Below are 15979 nucleotides of genomic sequence, written 5' to 3' on the forward strand. Positions count from 1 at the left end.
AAATGTTATCTAATCGACTTAGTATTATCTCACCTTCTTGCACTATAGGAATTAGTTCAAAGGTAAAAAAAATGAGAGAAACAGGTAAAAATGTTATAAGTTTAAGCATAGGCGAACCAGATTTTAACGTTCCTAAAAAAGCTCTTGAATGCGGGGTTAAATCTTTAAATGAAAATTGCACAAAGTATGATTTAGTTCCTGGGTTAACTATACTTAGGAATGAAATTTGTAAAAAGTTGTTAGATGAAAATAACTGTTGTTATTCTTCAGATGAAATAGTTCTATCTAGTGGTGCAAAAAATGCTATAACAAATGCTTTATTAGTAGTTACTGATCCAGGAGATGAAGTTTTAATACCAAAACCATACTGGGTAAGTTATTCTGAAATGACTAAACTCGTTAATGCAGTTCCTGTACCAATTGAAACAAATAAGTCAAATGACTTTAAATTAACAGCAGGTTTATTAGAAAAATATATAACTGATAAAACTAAAATGCTTTTATTAAACAACCCTTCCAATCCAACAGGAAGTGTTTATACAAAAGAAGAGTTGTTAGAAATAGTAAATGTATGTTTAGATAAAAATATTTATATATTATCTGACGAAATTTACGAAAGAATTTGTTATAATGATAAATTTGTATCTGTTGCATCATTGGGAGAAGAAGTAAAAAATATTACTATTACTGTTAATGGATTCGCGAAATCATCAGCAATGACTGGACTTCGATTAGGGTATACTGCATCAAATAAAGAAATAGCTAAAGGAATTAGTTCAATACAAGGTCACTTAGTTTCTCATCCATCTTTAACAGCACAGTACATAGGATACGGAGCATTAAAGTATTGTAAAGATGATATAGATAATATGGTAAATACATACAGAGCTAGAAGAGATTTAATTACAGCTAAATTAAATACTCTTAAGTATGTAGACTATATTTATCCAAATGGTGCATTCTATGTATTTATAGATTTGTCGCAAGTTGCTAAAAAATATAAATATAATGAAAGTTTTTCTATTGAGTTTTGCGATGAATTCCTATCTAAATACAATGTAGCTATAGTTCCTGGAAAAGCTTTTGGAATCGATGAATATGTGCGTATATCTTATGCCTGCTCAGAAGATGAATTTTTAGAGGGATTAAATAGATTAGAAAATTTCATTTTAGAAATAATGAATTAAAGTTCTATAAAATATACGAAAAAGCCATGTAAAAATTATTTTACATGGCTTCTTTAGTTAGGTTTTTACATGGCTTGTATTTGTAAATAAAAAAATTACGTGGCTACGTGCTACTCTCCCAGGGGGTCACCCCCCAAGTACCATCGCCGCTCAAGAGCTTAACTTCTGTGTTCGGAATGGGAACAGGTGTATCCTCTTTGCTATAATAACCACATAAAATTCATTACACTCATATCGCCAACGATATTTCTTTGCTAACGCTTCAGAAAAATCCGTTGCTCAAAATGTTTTTAAGTATTAACTTTTGTTAGTACTTTCAAAACTGCTAACATTTAATGTTTTCATTAACTATTTTTAGCAACTGAAATCTTCCTTATAATTATATAATCAAAGATTTAGTTGGCGATATAAACCTTTAGGTTTATTTTGGTCAAGTCCTCGACCTATTAGTATCAGTAAGCTACATATGTTACCACACTTCCACCTCTGACCTATCAACCATGTAGTCTTCATGGGGTCTTAACCTTACGGTGGGAAATCTTATCTTGAAGTAGGCTTCGCGCTTAGATGCTTTCAGCGCTTATCCTTTCCGTACTTAGCTACCCAGCTATGCCCTTGGCAGAACAACTGGTACACCAGCGGTACGTCCATCCCGGTCCTCTCGTACTAAGGACAGGTCTCCTCAAATTTCCTACGCCTGCGACGGATAGGGACCGAACTGTCTCACGACGTTCTGAACCCAGCTCGCGTACCACTTTAATGGGCGAACAGCCCAACCCTTGGGACCTACTACAGCCCCAGGATGTGATGAGCCGACATCGAGGTGCCAAACCTCCCCGTCGATGTGGACTCTTGGGGGAGATCAGCCTGTTATCCCCAGGGTAGCTTTTATCCGTTGAGCGATGGCCCTTCCATGCGGTACCACCGGATCACTAAGTCCGACTTTCGTCCTTGCTCGACCTGTATGTCTTGCAATCAAGCTCTCTTCTGCCTTTACACTCTACGTACGATTTCCGACCGTACTGAGAGAACCTTTGAGCGCCTCCGTTACTCTTTAGGAGGCGACCGCCCCAGTCAAACTGTCCACCTGACAGTGTCCCACTACCTGATTCAAGGCAGCTGGTTAGAATCCCAGTACTACAAGGGTGGTATCCCAAGGATGGCTCCACACAGACTGACGTCCATGCTTCATAGCCTCCCACCTATCCTGTACATGTAGCACCGAGACTCAATGTCAAGCTACAGTAAAGCTCCATGGGGTCTTTCCGTCCTGTCGCAGGTAACCGGCATCTTCACCGGTATTACAATTTCACCCAGTCTGTTGTTGAGACAGTGCCCAAATCGTTACGCCTTTCGTGCGGGTCGGAACTTACCCGACAAGGAATTTCGCTACCTTAGGACCGTTATAGTTACGGCCGCCGTTTACTGGGGCTTAAGTTCACTGCTTCGGTTACCCTAACAGATCCCCTTAACCTTCCAGCACCGGGCAGGCGTCAGCTCCTATACATCGTCTTGCGACTTAGCAGAAACCTATGTTTTTGGTAAACAGTCGCTTGGGCCTATTCTCTGCGGCCATGTTTCCATGGCACCCCTTCTCCCTAAGTTACGGGGTCATTTTGCCGAGTTCCTTAACAACAGTTCTCTGGCTGGCCTTAGGATACTCTCCTCACCCACCTGTGTCGGTTTGCGGTACAGGCACCTTTAACCTCGATAGAGACTTTTCTCGACAGTGTGAAATCAGCTACTTCGCTACTAAATTTCGCTCCGCATCGTACTCCAGCATTATTCAGGCGGATTTGCCTACCTGAACTGCCTCAATACTTGCCCGCACATAACCAACAGTGCGGTTAGCTTATCCTACTGTGTCATCCCATTTCTCAAACGGTTATTGGTGGTACAGGAATATCAACCTGTTGTCCATCACCTACGCCTTTCGGCCTCGGCTTAGGTCCTGACTAACCCAGGGCGGACGAACCTTCCCCTGGAAACCTTGGGTTTACGGCCTGTGGGATTCTCACCCACATCTCGCTACTCATGCCAACATTCTCACTTCTATACAGTCCACATCTCCTTACGGTAATGCTTCAATCCATATAGAAAGCTCTCCTACCCATCATAAATGATGCCGTAGCTTCGGTAGTACGTTTTAGCCCCGGAAATTTTCGGCGCAGGATCACTCGACCAGTGAGCTATTACGCACTCTTTAAATGAGTGGCTGCTTCTAAGCCAACATCCTGGTTGTCTGTGCAATCCCACATCCTTTACCACTTAACGTACATTTAGGGACCTTAGCTGACGATCTGGGCTGTTGCCCTTTTGACTATGAATCTTATCACCCACAGTCTGACTCCCAAGCATAAGAATACGGTATTCGGAGTTTGATAGTCTTCGGTAAGTGCAATACCCCCTAGGACATTCAGTGCTCTACCCCCGTTTCTCTAAATCTTGAGGCTAGCCCTAAAGCTATTTCGGAGAGAACCAGCTATCTCCGGGCTCGATTGGAATTTCACCGCTATCCACAGGTCATCCCCGAGCTTTTCAACGCTCGTGGGTTCGGTCCTCCACGAAATTTTACTTTCGCTTCAACCTGCCCATGGATAGGTCGCCCGGTTTCGGGTCTACGTCAACTAACTATACGCCCAGTTAAGACTCGCTTTCGCTGCGGCTCCACACCTTAAGTGCTTAACCTTGCTAGGTAACGTAACTCGTTGGCCCGTTCTACAAAAAGTACGCAGTCACACAAATAATGTGCTCCTACAGCTTGTAAGTGTAGGGTTTCAGGTTCTCTTTCACTCCCCTCCCGGGGTTCTTTTCACCTTTCCCTCACGGTACTATACGCTATCGGTCACTAGGTAGTATTTAGGCTTGGAGGATGGTCCCTCCTGCTTCCCACAGGGTTTCACGTGTCCCGTGGTACTCTGGATCATATCTGAAGTCTTCTTGTTTTGACTACGTGGCTTTTACACTTTATAGCGGAGCTTTCCAACTCTCTTCGTCTACAATAGCCTCTCCGTTATGATATGTCCGCAACCCCAGTGAAGAAAACTTCACTGGTTTGGCCTGTTCCGCGTTCGCTCGCCGCTACTTACGGAATCGAATTTCTTTCTCTTCCTCCGGGTACTTAGATGTTTCAGTTCCCCGGGTTCCCCTCGCATAGCTATGTATTCACTATACGATACTTAGACATTACTCTAAGTGAGTTTCCTCATTCGGAAATCTTGGGATCACAGTTTACGTGCAACTCCCCCAAGCTTATCGCAGCTTATCGCGTCCTTCATCGGCTCCTAGTGCCAAGGCATTCGCCCTACACCCTTAATAACTTGACCAGTTATTAAATTTGATATTTTTAAAAGTTATCTTCTTTATATGATATATTTTTTAAGAAGTTTATCTTCTTCTTTTATAATGTCATATCACTAAATGTTATGCAGTTTTCAAAGTACTAAAGCACTTATTAAATAAGTACTAATGGTGGAGATGAGGAGGATCGAACTCCTGACCCCTTGCGTGCAAGGCAAGTGCTCTCCCAGCTGAGCTACACCCCCATGTCGATTTTTTTCAACATATCTTGAGTTTTCATAAAGAACCCTCAAAATTAAACAGTAGGTTAATTCTCCCTAGAAAGGAGGTGATCCAGCCGCACCTTCCGATACGGCTACCTTGTTACGACTTCACCCCAGTTATTGATTTCACCTTCGACACTCGCTTCCCAAAAGGGTTAGCTAAGTGGCTTCGGGCGCCCCCAACTTCCGTGGTGTGACGGGCGGTGTGTACAAGACCCGGGAACGCATTCACCGCAGCATTCTGATCTGCGATTACTAGTAACTCCAGCTTCATGTAGGCGAGTTTCAGCCTACAATCCGAACTGAGAATGGCTTTAAGGGATTAGCTCGGCCTCACGACTTGGCTGCCCTCTGTACCACCCATTGTAGCACGTGTGTAGCCCTAAGCATAAGGGGCATGATGATTTGACGTCATCCCCACCTTCCTCCAGGTTATCCCTGGCAGTCCCTCTAGAGTGCCCAACTTAATGCTGGCAACTAAAGGCAAGGGTTGCGCTCGTTGCGGGACTTAACCCAACATCTCACGACACGAGCTGACGACAACCATGCACCACCTGTCACTTCTGTCCCCGAAGGGAAAAATGCGATTAGGCATCGGTCAAAAGGATGTCAAGCTTAGGTAAGGTTCTTCGCGTTGCTTCGAATTAAACCACATGCTCCGCTACTTGTGCGGGTCCCCGTCAATTCCTTTGAGTTTCACTCTTGCGAGCGTACTCCCCAGGCGGAGTACTTAATGCGTTAGCTGCGGCACCGAGGGGGGTAACCCCCGACACCTAGTACTCATCGTTTACGGCGTGGACTACCAGGGTATCTAATCCTGTTCGCTCCCCACGCTTTCGTGCCTCAGTGTCAGTTACAGTCCAGAAAGCCGCCTTCGCTACTGGTGTTCCTCCTAATATCTACGCATTTCACCGCTACACTAGGAATTCCACTTTCCTCTCCTGCACTCAAGTCTCCCAGTTTCAAGAGCTTACTACGGTTGAGCCGTAGCCTTTCACTCCTGACTTAAGAAACCACCTACGCACCCTTTACGCCCAGTAAATCCGGATAACGCTAGCCCCCTACGTATTACCGCGGCTGCTGGCACGTAGTTAGCCGGGGCTTCCTCCTCAAGTACCGTCATTATCTTCCTTGAGGACAGAGTTTTACGACCCGAAGGCCTTCATCACTCACGCGGCGTTGCTGCATCAGGCTTTCGCCCATTGTGCAATATTCCCCACTGCTGCCTCCCGTAGGAGTTTGGACCGTGTCTCAGTTCCAATGTGGCCGATCACCCTCTCAGGTCGGCTACTGATCGTCGCCTTGGTAAGCCGTTACCTTACCAACTAGCTAATCAGACGCGGGTCCATCTCATACCGCCGGAGCTTTGATAAGAGATACATGTGAATCTCTTATGTTATCCTGTATTAGCATACCTTTCGGTATGTTATCCATGTGTATGAGGCAGGTTACCCACGCGTTACTCACCCGTCCGCCGCTCTTCACCGAAGTGAATCGCTCGACTTGCATGTGTTAGGCACGCCGCCAGCGTTCATCCTGAGCCAGGATCAAACTCTCATAAAAAAGTTGTCCATCGCTCAGACTAATCATTATCTGAATATCTGGCTTGGTTTGTTTATTGTTTCAGTTTAATTCTTAAAGAATTAATTTATTGTTAACCTACTGTTTAATTTTCAAAGTTCTTTGCTTGTTTCAGCTTCTTTATTTTACCAAAGCTGTTTTTCTTTGTCAACTACTTTTTTAAGAAGTTTTTGTTGACGTTTTGTCCCTGTCTCAAGGACAAGTAATACTATATCATTTATAATTCAGTAGGTCAACACTTTTTTATTTATTTTGCTATTTTATTTTTATAATTATATGTAACATTTACAGTAGATGGCTTTCTGTTATTCTTTTTATTATTACAACTTACTTTATTAAATACTCTTAATGTGTCCTCACATAAAAAAATCATAACCTGTAATAATAAAAAGCATATACTTATAAGACATATCCATGACATAATTTGGTTCATTTTCATTGCCCCTTCCGTATAACATTAATTTTTATATTCATTTCTAAGTATTTATTCCTTTTTCCTTTAATAATTTTTCTTTCATTATTCTCATAATAAAATATCATTTTTTCTTTTTTATCATTTTAAATTAGGTAACAACATTTTTTGTTCATATTTTTTATATTTTACTGTTGATATGTTAATTAATTTTTGTAATAAAAACAGTTCTACTTTATGTAGATGTAGAAAAAAACTCGTGCCTATATAACTATAAAAGTTATTAAACACGAGCTTTTTATATTAAGACTATTCTTCTATTTGATTTTTATTTTGGTCAATAGGTTTCATCGTTGGGAATAGTATTACATCTCTTATTGATGCAGAATTAGTAAGTAACATCATAACTCTGTCTATACCTATTCCTAGTCCACCTGTTGGAGGTAAACCTACTTCTAATGCATTTATGAAGTCTTCATCCATATCACAAGCTTCATCATCACCTAGTTCTTTCTTTCTCATTTGATCCATAAATCTTCCTTTTTGGTCAATTGGATCATTAAGTTCAGAAAATGCATTAGCTAACTCCCATTTATTAGCAAAGGCTTCAAATCTATCCGTTTTTCTTGGGTCTTCAACATTTCTCTTAGCAAGAGGCGATACTTCAACTGGATGATGTGTTATAAATGTTGGTTGGATTAATTTATCTTCACCGAATTCTTCGAAGAATGCATTTATAACTTCTCCTCTTCTCATTCCAGGCATTATTTCTATACCTTTTTCTCTAGCTATTTCTAAAGCTTCTTCATCTGTGTTTATTGTATCAAAATCAACACCAGTATATTCTTTAACGCATTCTATCATAGTCATTCTTCTCCAAGGTGGCTTGAAATCTATTTCAGTTCCTTGGTAGTTTACAACTGTACTTCCTGTAGCTACTTCTGCCATATGAGATATAAGATTTTCAGTTATTCTCATCATATCCTCATAATCAGCATATGCTTGATATAATTCCATAGCAGTATATTCTGGGTTATGCTTTATAGACATACCTTCATTTCTGAACATTCTACCCATTTCATATACTTTATCAAATCCACCTACTATAAGTCTTTTTAAGTATAATTCATTTGCTATTCTTAAGTACATTGGTATATCTAGTGTATTGTGATGTGTAACAAATGGTCTAGCATTAGCTCCACCAGCAATAGTGTTTAGTATAGGTGTTTCAACTTCTAAGAATCCTCTTTCATCTAAGAATGATCTTAATGCTTTTAATGCTTTTGTTCTTGTTAAGAACGCATCTTTAACTTCTGGGTTAACTATTAAGTCAACATATCTTTGTCTATATCTTATATCTTGATCTTTTAATCCATGATATTTTTCTGGTAATACTTGCAGTGATTTAGATAATAAAACTACAGAAGTCGCTTTTACTGATATTTCTTCTTTTTTAGTTTTAAATACTTCACCTTCTAAACCTATGATATCACCTATATCGTAAGTTTTGAAAAGATCGTAATCTTCTTCACCTATTCTGTCTTTTCTTACATAACATTGTATTCTTCCATCTTGATCTTGAATGTCTATAAATCCAGCTTTACCTTGAAGTCTTTTGCTCATTATACGTCCAGCTATTTTGACAACTTTTCCTTCCATTTCGTCAAAGTTATCTTTTATGTCTTTAGAATAGTTAGTTCTATCATATCTGCTTTGTTCAAATGGGTTTTTGCCCATTTCTTGTAACTTACTTAATTTTTCTCTTCTTACTTTCAGTACTTCTGTAAGGTCTTCTTGGTTATCAATCACATTTTGTTGATCTTTACTCATTTTTTTCCTCCAAGTTATGTTCTTATTAAATTTTAGTTAAACTATCTTCTTATATCTAATATTTTATATATTACAACACCATTTGGTACTTGAACTTCAACTTCATCACCTTTGTGTTTTCCTATAAACGCGCTACCTACTGGTGATTCATTTGATATTTTACCATTGTATGGATCAGCTTCTGCAGAACCTACTATTGTATATTCTACTTCTTCTTCAAACTCAGTATCATATACTTTAACTGTTGATCCAATTGTTACTATATTGCTGTCTATTTGACTCTCATCTATTATAACAGCCTTTCTTAAAATGTTTTCTAATTTTACGATTCTTTCTTCTACTTGAGCTTGCTCATTTTTAGCTTCATCGTATTCAGCATTTTCCGATAAATCTCCAAATGAAATAGCTACTTTTATTCTTTCTGCAACTTCTTTTCTCTTAACTGTTTTTAAGTACTCTACTTCTTCTTCTATTTTGTTGTAACCTTCTTGTGTAAGTATCTCTTGTTTTTCTACCATAACCCCTACAACTCCTTCTATATAATTTTAAAATATGCTTATTCAACATATTTTACATTTATTCCTATTGATTTATTATGCGCTATATTATAAGTCACTATCTTATTTGTGTCAAGGAGTGTTCCATATACTCTTCTAACATAGCAATTACTTCTTTATAATCTGTTATTTTATTAATTTGATCTCTATATTTAGCGGAATTTTTTAAACCTTTTAAATACCAACCTATATGTTTTCTCATTTCTCTTACAGCAACAAACTCTCCATGTTCAGCTACTGCTAAGTTCATATGTTTTATTGCCGTAGTTATTTTTTCTTCTAGTGTTGGTTCCGGTAATATTTCTCCTGTTTCCATATAATGATTTATTCTTTTGAATATCCAAGGGTTTCCTTGCGCACCTCTACCAATCATTATAGCATCACATTTAGTTTTTTCTAACATATTTACTGCATCTTCAACTTCAAATACATCTCCATTACCTATCACAGGTATGTTTATAGTTTGCTTTATTTGTGCAATTATATCCCAATCTGCCTTACCAGAATAAAATTGTTCTCTTGTCCTACCGTGTATAGCTAAAGCACCTATTCCACACTCTTCTGCTATTTTAGCTATCTCAACAGCATTTACACTGTCGTCGTCCCAGCCTTTTCTTATTTTTAATGTAACTGGTTTTTTTGAGTTCTTAACTACTGAACTTAAAACTTCTGCTGCTAGTTTAGGATTTCTCATCAAAGCAGACCCATCACCATTTTTTATGACTTTTGGTGCCGGACACCCCATATTTATATCCAAAATTTCATTTGGATAATCATTCATTATAGCCGCTGCTCTTCCCATAAATTCTGGTTCCGATCCAAATATTTGAACTGCTATAGGGTGTTCTTCATCTTCTATTTTTAACATTTTCTTAGTATTTTCATCATCATAGCAAAGAGCCTTAGCATTTATCATCTCCGTGTAAAGCATCCCACATCCTTTTTCTTTACAAATTAATCTAAAAGGTAAGTCTGTTACACCTGCCATAGGAGATAAAAAAACTTTATTATTTAATTGGACATTGCCTATTTTCATCTTCTGTCTCCTTTTAATTGTGAATTATTTATAATGATTAACATTTTTCCAAATTTTAATTAACTACTCTAAATATATTATTACAAATTCTGAAAATATACTATTATTATTTTGTATTGTATTATTTTTACATATTAAAAAGGAATTGGATTACACCAATTCCTACGTAACTTCTATTTGTTTTTTTCGTGTATTAATCTTAATCCCTCTAAGGTTAAGAATCTATCTACATAATCTATGCTATCAGTTTCTGAATGAATAAGGGAAGATAATCCTCCTGTAGCTATGACTTTTATATTTTCACTACGTAATTCCTTTTTCATCATTGATATTATTTTTTCTACCTGTCCAACGTATCCATATATTATTCCTGATTGCATTGCTTCCACTGTGGTTTTACAAATAGTCTTACCTGGTTTAAGAAGCTCAACTCTAGGAAGTTTTGCTGCACCATTAAATAATGCTTCACTTGATATCTTAAGACCTGGACATATTGTTCCACCTAGGTACTCTGCTTTTTCAGATATTGCACAGAACGTTGTAGCCGTTCCAAAGTCTACTATTATAAGCGGACTTCCGTATTTTTCTATTGCTGCCACAGCATTTACTATTCTATCTGCTCCTACTTGTTTAGGATTATCATATTTTATATTTAGTCCTGTTTTTATTCCAGGACCTACTATCATAGGCTTTTTCTCGCAATACTTTATACAAAAGTTTTCTAAAGCATGCATTACATTGGGAACAACTGAAGATATTATTACATCATCAATTGATTTTAAGTCTATTTTATCATAAGTTAATAAATTACTTATTAACATTCCATATTCATCAGATGTTTTGTGTATATCTGTGCAAATCCTCCAGTCTTTTACTAAAGCCTTTCCCTCATATACACCTATAACCATATTTGTATTTCCTATATCAAATACTAATAGCATATGTTTAAACCTTCCTTCTATTTTTTGCCTTTTCTTATTAGTGCCACTGAAACTGCAGATACTATTAATCCTGCGATTAAAGCTTCTGGTACTCCACTTGTTAAAACAACGCCAAATAATAATTTAGACGCGCTTGATCCTTGTTGTTCCATAAGTGCTAGGTATTTATCTGCATATAGTATATAAATCATACCTAAAACGCCAGCTGTATTAGCAAGAGATCCAATTATACCTGCTACAAATCCTGAAGCATATACTTTTTTACTTACTTTGTATACACCTTGGTACACATAATAAGCTACTATTCCTATTAGTATTCTAGGAAGTACAGATACTAGCGGATTTATAAATAACGGCGACAATAGCACTGGTTGTGTTATGGCGTTCCATAAGCTTGTTAATCCAAAAATCAATCCTATTGTTGCACCTACTACTGGACCTTCTATAATCGCTCCTATAATAACTGGTATATGCATTATCGTTGCTTTTATAGGTCCTATAGGTATATAACCTATAAATGGTAACATTGACATCATAATAGAAATTGCAGATAAAACTCCTATTATAGTCATTCTCCTTACATTCAGCCTTCTTTGTGCTGACGCTCGTGTGTTAATCATAATAAAAATACACCCCCGTTCCAGCTCTTAAAAGATGCCGGACTATTTTAGTTTTATTTAGTTTTGACTTTTGCGACTCTTAAATGTCAACTAAGTCAGACTCTTCGTTAAGAAGATGTCAGCTATATAACAAGACAATTTTAACAGTGACTTTTTGCATTGTCAACAATATTATATAAACATATATAGTTCAACTTTTTTATATGATATTATTATTTGTCATTTTCTAATTCATTATAAGAGATAATATTTTTTATGTTTTTAGCATTTTTTACGGCATTTATAATACTTTTTTCTACTACCTCAGCTGCTAAACATCCTAGTAAAGTAATATCTGAATCAACTTCTATTTTTCCCGTTGACATAGTAAATATTGTATCTCCGTCATGAGGTGTATGTATAGGAAATATAGCTTTTGCATATCCATCATGAGCCATTTGAGATATTTTTTTACATTGAGCTTTTGTTAATTTTGCATTAGTTGCAACTATACCTATAGTTGTATTGTCTATTTTGAATCCACCCTTCATAAGCCCTGACTTCATTATTTCATATGTATTTAATAATTTTGTTTTGTCTTCATTTAGCACTCCAGCTATTACTTTACCATCTTCATATATATCTCCAAAAGCATTAACAGCTATTAATGCAGATACTACTACTCCATTATCAAGTTTAATTGAGTAACTTCCTATTCCCCCTTTCGTTACATAGTCCAACCCTTTTATTTTTCCTACAGTTGCTCCACATCCTGCCCCATAGTTACCTTGCTTTAATTCAGTTTCACTGGCATTTAAACAAGCCTTGTATCCCATTTCTTTATCTGGTCTTACTTTATAACTTCCTACTCCTAGGTCAAATAATACAGCTCCTGTTACAATAGGTACTTTACAAACCCCAACATCAAAACCTATATTTTTTTCTTCTAGATATTTACTTACACCACATGTAGACTCCAATCCAAAAGCCGATCCTCCAGATAATACTACTGCATGTACTTTTTGAACTGAATTTATAGGATCTAGTAAATCTGTTTCTCTTGTTCCCGGAGCAGATCCTCTGACATCTACTCCACAAGTTGCACCTTCTTGGCATATTACAACAGTGCAACCAGTTAAAGAATCTGTATCTTCTACTTGACCAACCTTCAATCCTTTTACATCCAAAATATTATTATACATATCCTTTAACCCCTCTTATTGAAACTTCTCCAGATAAAATTTCTTGTATGTTATCCTTATCATCCATTACTATTAAATTTCCGTTATCACTAATATCAATGCATTTTACTAATTCTTTTTCATCATCTTTAATTATATATACATCTTTATTTAGTATTGCTGAGTATTCTTTGCAAATTTTTAAAATTTCTTCTTTGTAATCATTTTTTATATAATCATTATATAGATTTTCAAATTCATAAAGTACTTGTGATACTATTTCTACTCTTGATAAATGATAGTTTTCTTTATACAACGATGTTGCTTTTTCTTCTAACTCTTTGTCAAAGTCTAAACTCTTCACATTCATACCTATGCCAACTACAACATAATTAATTCTTTCAATTTCAGCAGATAACTCAGTTAATATGCCACTTACCTTTTTGTTATTTATAATAATATCATTTGGCCATTTAATATTTGCAGGCACTTGTAAATTATTTAATGCTTTTACTATAGCTGCTCCTGCTATTAAAGTTATAAAAGGAGCTTTATATGGTATAATCTCTGGTTTAAGTATTATACTCATCCATATACCTTCTTTAGATTTTGATTGCCAATTCCTCCCCAATCTTCCTTTGCCTTTTGTTTGCTCTTCACTTATGACTACAGTGCCATCTTGAACATCATTACCTATTTTCTTTAAATAATCATTGGTTGAGTCTACACTCTCAAGATGAATTATATTTTTTCCTATAAACTCTGTTTTTAAATTATGATAAATATTTTGTGGGTTTAATAAATCTTTTGGTGACCCAATTAATCTGTAACCTTTTTTATTAACAGATTCTATATTGTAACCTTCTTCTCGTAAAATATTAATATGTTTCCATATGGCAGTTCTAGATATACCTAACTTTTTTGATAATTCTTCTCCCGATACAAAATCTGATCCACTGCCTAAAATAACTTCTATTATTTTATCTCTCATACTTCACCTCTATTATTTCGACTTTTTTATAAAATTAATTATACACTAATTATATTATATATAAATAAAAACAGGGCTTTAATGCAAGCCCTGTTTTTATTTAAATTATTTATTATCATCTTCTGGCAATTTAAACTCTTCTAGTTTTGGTTTGTGTAAATCAACCTTTTCTTCTTCATTAGATTCTTCTTGTATATCTTCATCATCAATAATAACTTTTGATTGTTCCCTTTTTGCAAATACATCTTTTTCATCTAATGATAGCTCTTCATTAAATGCTTGAATAAATTGCTCTGAGTCTAAAGTTTCATATAGTAATAATCCTTTTGCAACATAGTGTAATTTGTCCATATTTTCATTTAATATTTTTTTACATTCTGCGTAAGAATTTTCAACTATCGTTCTAACTTCTTTATCTATCTCAAAAGCTATTTCTTCTGAGTAATTTTTCTTAGTAGTTATACTGTTTCCTAAGAATACTTCATCATCACTGTCTCCGTATACCATAGGTCCCATTTTTTCACTCATACCATATTTAGTTACCATAGCTCTTGCTATTGCTGTAACTCTTTCTAAGTCATTAGATGCTCCTGTTGAAATATCTTCCATGATTAATTCTTCTGCAACCCTACCGCCAAGAGCCATTACTATAGTTTCTAACATTTCATTCTTAGTACCATACATTTGGTCTTCTTGTGGAAGAGGTTCAGTAAATCCACCAGCTCTACCCCTTGGTATTATAGTTACTTGGTGAACTGGACTTACATTTGGAAGTATATGCATACAAATAGCATGACCTGCCTCATGATAAGCCGTAAGCTTTCTATCTTTTTCACTGATAACTCTAGATTTTTTAGCTACACCAACCATAACTTTTGTTATAGCTTCTTCTATAGTTTCCATATGAATTTCTTTTTCTCTTTTTCTAGCTGTTAATATAGCAGCCTCATTCATTATGTTTTCAATATCTGCTGGCGTAAACCCTGGAGTTCTCTTCGCTAACACTTCTTTATTTACATCATGTGCTAAAGGTTTGTTTTTTGAATGAACTTCAAATATAGCTTCCCTACCTCTAACATCTGGTACTCCAACGACTACCTCTCTGTCAAATCTACCTGGTCTAAGTAATGCAGGATCTAGAATATCTGGTCTATTTGTAGCAGCCATAATTATTATTCCTTGATTGACTCCGAAACCATCCATCTCTACTAGAAGCTGGTTTAGAGTTTGTTCTCTTTCATCATGTCCTCCACCAAGTCCAGCACCTCTTTTTCTACCAACAGCATCTATTTCGTCTATAAAAATTATTGCAGGTGCACTTTTCTTCGCTTGCTCAAATAAGTCTCTTACTCTTGATGCTCCAACACCTACGAACATTTCAACGAAGTCAGAACCACTTATGCTGAAAAATGGTACTCCAGCCTCTCCTGCAACGGCTCTTGATAAATATGTTTTTCCTGTCCCTGGAGGACCAACCATTAGTATACCTTTTGGAATTCTAGCACCTAAATTAATATACCTCTTGGGGTTCTTCAGGAAATCAACAACTTCCTGCAGATCTTCTTTTTCCTCAGACAGTCCCGCCACATCCTTGAATGTAACTCTTGTTTTTTCGTCATCTTTATGAACTCTTGCTTTGGATTTTCCAAAGCTCATAACCTTTCCGCCTCCACCTTGAGACTGGTTCATAAAGACAAACCATATTATAATCATAAATCCAATTAGAAGAACAGTTGGTAGCATACTTACAAACCAAGGTGTTTGTGGTTGTGCTTCTCCATCAAATACTAATTTATTTTCCACTGCTTGATTTAATATCTCATCAGATAGTTTATCTCCTAATATTTCATTTGGTATATATGATGTGAACTTCTTGTTTGAATCTTTTATTACTCCTTCAACAGAAGTTCCATCGACAAAGTGTATTCTCGATATATTTTCTTCAGTTAGATTTTTATAAACTTCAGAAAACTTTAACTCTTCAACTTTAGTTGTCTTAGTCCCTGAGAATTGGACTATGCCTATTATTATCATAAACAGTAACAGATAAAAACCTGCTCCTTTTAAAAATTTGTTCAAAAGAAGCCCTCCTTTCATAAGT

General features: G+C 36.4%; 10 protein-coding genes, 1 tRNA gene and 3 rRNA genes. 1 reads left to right on the forward strand and 13 read right to left on the reverse strand.

Annotated features, from left to right (window positions below; genetic code table 11):
* Positions 1-2: 2 nt before the first annotated feature.
* The gene (locus tag TEGL_RS19220; RefSeq protein ID WP_018590942.1) at positions 3-1187 is read left to right on the forward strand and encodes a pyridoxal phosphate-dependent aminotransferase; all 1185 of its coding nucleotides are present in this window, start codon (positions 3-5) and stop codon (positions 1185-1187) included.
* A gap of 97 nt (positions 1188-1284) precedes the next feature.
* Here TEGL_RS19220 and rrf read toward each other — a convergent pair.
* From rrf to ftsH, 13 genes are all read right to left on the reverse strand, one after another.
* Positions 1285-1401 (reverse strand): 5S ribosomal RNA (gene rrf / locus TEGL_RS19225).
* A 212-nt stretch (positions 1402-1613) separates the two neighbouring features.
* Positions 1614-4513, reverse strand: a 23S ribosomal RNA gene (locus TEGL_RS19230).
* A gap of 143 nt (positions 4514-4656) precedes the next feature.
* Positions 4657-4732 (reverse strand) — tRNA-Ala (locus tag TEGL_RS19235).
* Positions 4733-4808: 76 nt separating this feature from the next.
* Positions 4809-6313, reverse strand: a 16S ribosomal RNA gene (locus TEGL_RS19240).
* The 16S, 23S and 5S rRNA genes sit together here with 1 tRNA gene alongside, the layout of an rRNA operon.
* 265 nt (positions 6314-6578) lie before the next feature.
* Positions 6579-6764: a hypothetical protein gene (locus tag TEGL_RS19245; protein ID WP_018590161.1), complete on the reverse strand. Its 186-nt coding sequence runs from the start codon at positions 6762-6764 to the stop codon at positions 6579-6581.
* Positions 6765-7052: 288 nt separating this feature from the next.
* Positions 7053-8573, reverse strand: coding sequence for a lysine--tRNA ligase (gene lysS / locus TEGL_RS19250; protein WP_018590160.1), 1521 nt, complete (start codon positions 8571-8573; stop codon positions 7053-7055).
* A 41-nt stretch (positions 8574-8614) separates the two neighbouring features.
* The gene (greA, locus tag TEGL_RS19255) at positions 8615-9091 is read right to left on the reverse strand and encodes a transcription elongation factor GreA (RefSeq protein ID WP_018590159.1); all 477 of its coding nucleotides are present in this window, start codon (positions 9089-9091) and stop codon (positions 8615-8617) included.
* 97 nt (positions 9092-9188) lie between these two features.
* Positions 9189-10166: a tRNA dihydrouridine synthase DusB gene (gene dusB, locus TEGL_RS19260; protein WP_018590158.1), complete on the reverse strand. Its 978-nt coding sequence runs from the start codon at positions 10164-10166 to the stop codon at positions 9189-9191.
* 173 nt (positions 10167-10339) lie between these two features.
* Positions 10340-11107: a type III pantothenate kinase gene (locus TEGL_RS19265; protein ID WP_018590157.1), complete on the reverse strand. Its 768-nt coding sequence runs from the start codon at positions 11105-11107 to the stop codon at positions 10340-10342.
* Between the two features lie 17 nt (positions 11108-11124).
* A complete protein-coding gene (locus TEGL_RS19270; RefSeq protein WP_026255053.1) occupies positions 11125-11727 on the reverse strand; it encodes an ECF transporter S component in 603 nt (200 codons plus the stop codon).
* 212 nt (positions 11728-11939) lie between these two features.
* Complete coding sequence (locus TEGL_RS19275) at positions 11940-12908, reverse strand: P1 family peptidase (protein WP_018590155.1); 969 nt, start codon at positions 12906-12908, stop codon at positions 11940-11942.
* On the reverse strand, positions 12901-13878 hold the full coding sequence (locus tag TEGL_RS19280) for a biotin--[acetyl-CoA-carboxylase] ligase (protein ID WP_018590154.1): 978 nt from the start codon (positions 13876-13878) through the stop codon (positions 12901-12903). The genes TEGL_RS19275 and TEGL_RS19280 overlap by 8 nt, the downstream gene beginning before the upstream one ends.
* A 105-nt stretch (positions 13879-13983) precedes the next feature.
* Complete coding sequence (gene ftsH / locus TEGL_RS19285; protein ID WP_018590153.1) at positions 13984-15957, reverse strand: ATP-dependent zinc metalloprotease FtsH; 1974 nt, start codon at positions 15955-15957, stop codon at positions 13984-13986.
* Positions 15958-15979 lie beyond the last annotated feature (22 nt).

The sequence above is a fragment of the Terrisporobacter glycolicus ATCC 14880 = DSM 1288 genome, from assembly GCF_036812735.1.
Classification (GTDB): domain Bacteria; phylum Bacillota; class Clostridia; order Peptostreptococcales; family Peptostreptococcaceae; genus Terrisporobacter; species Terrisporobacter glycolicus.

Bases quoted from the DNA above. Each gene is read 5' to 3' on its own strand.
- TEGL_RS19245 (WP_018590161.1), bottom strand. From the start codon at position 6,764: ATGAACCAAATTATGTCATGGATATGTCTTATAAGTATATGCTTTTTA.
- TEGL_RS19265 (WP_018590157.1), bottom strand. From the start codon at position 11,107: ATGCTATTAGTATTTGATATAGGAAATACAAATATGGTTATAGGTGTA.
- dusB (WP_018590158.1), bottom strand. From the start codon at position 10,166: ATGAAAATAGGCAATGTCCAATTAAATAATAAAGTTTTTTTATCTCCT.
- TEGL_RS19280 (WP_018590154.1), bottom strand. From the start codon at position 13,878: ATGAGAGATAAAATAATAGAAGTTATTTTAGGCAGTGGATCAGATTTT.
- TEGL_RS19270 (WP_026255053.1), bottom strand. From the start codon at position 11,727: ATGATTAACACACGAGCGTCAGCACAAAGAAGGCTGAATGTAAGGAGA.
- greA (WP_018590159.1), bottom strand. From the start codon at position 9,091: ATGGTAGAAAAACAAGAGATACTTACACAAGAAGGTTACAACAAAATA.
- TEGL_RS19220 (WP_018590942.1), top strand. From the start codon at position 3: ATGTTATCTAATCGACTTAGTATTATCTCACCTTCTTGCACTATAGGA.
- lysS (WP_018590160.1), bottom strand. From the start codon at position 8,573: ATGAGTAAAGATCAACAAAATGTGATTGATAACCAAGAAGACCTTACA.
- TEGL_RS19275 (WP_018590155.1), bottom strand. From the start codon at position 12,908: ATGTATAATAATATTTTGGATGTAAAAGGATTGAAGGTTGGTCAAGTA.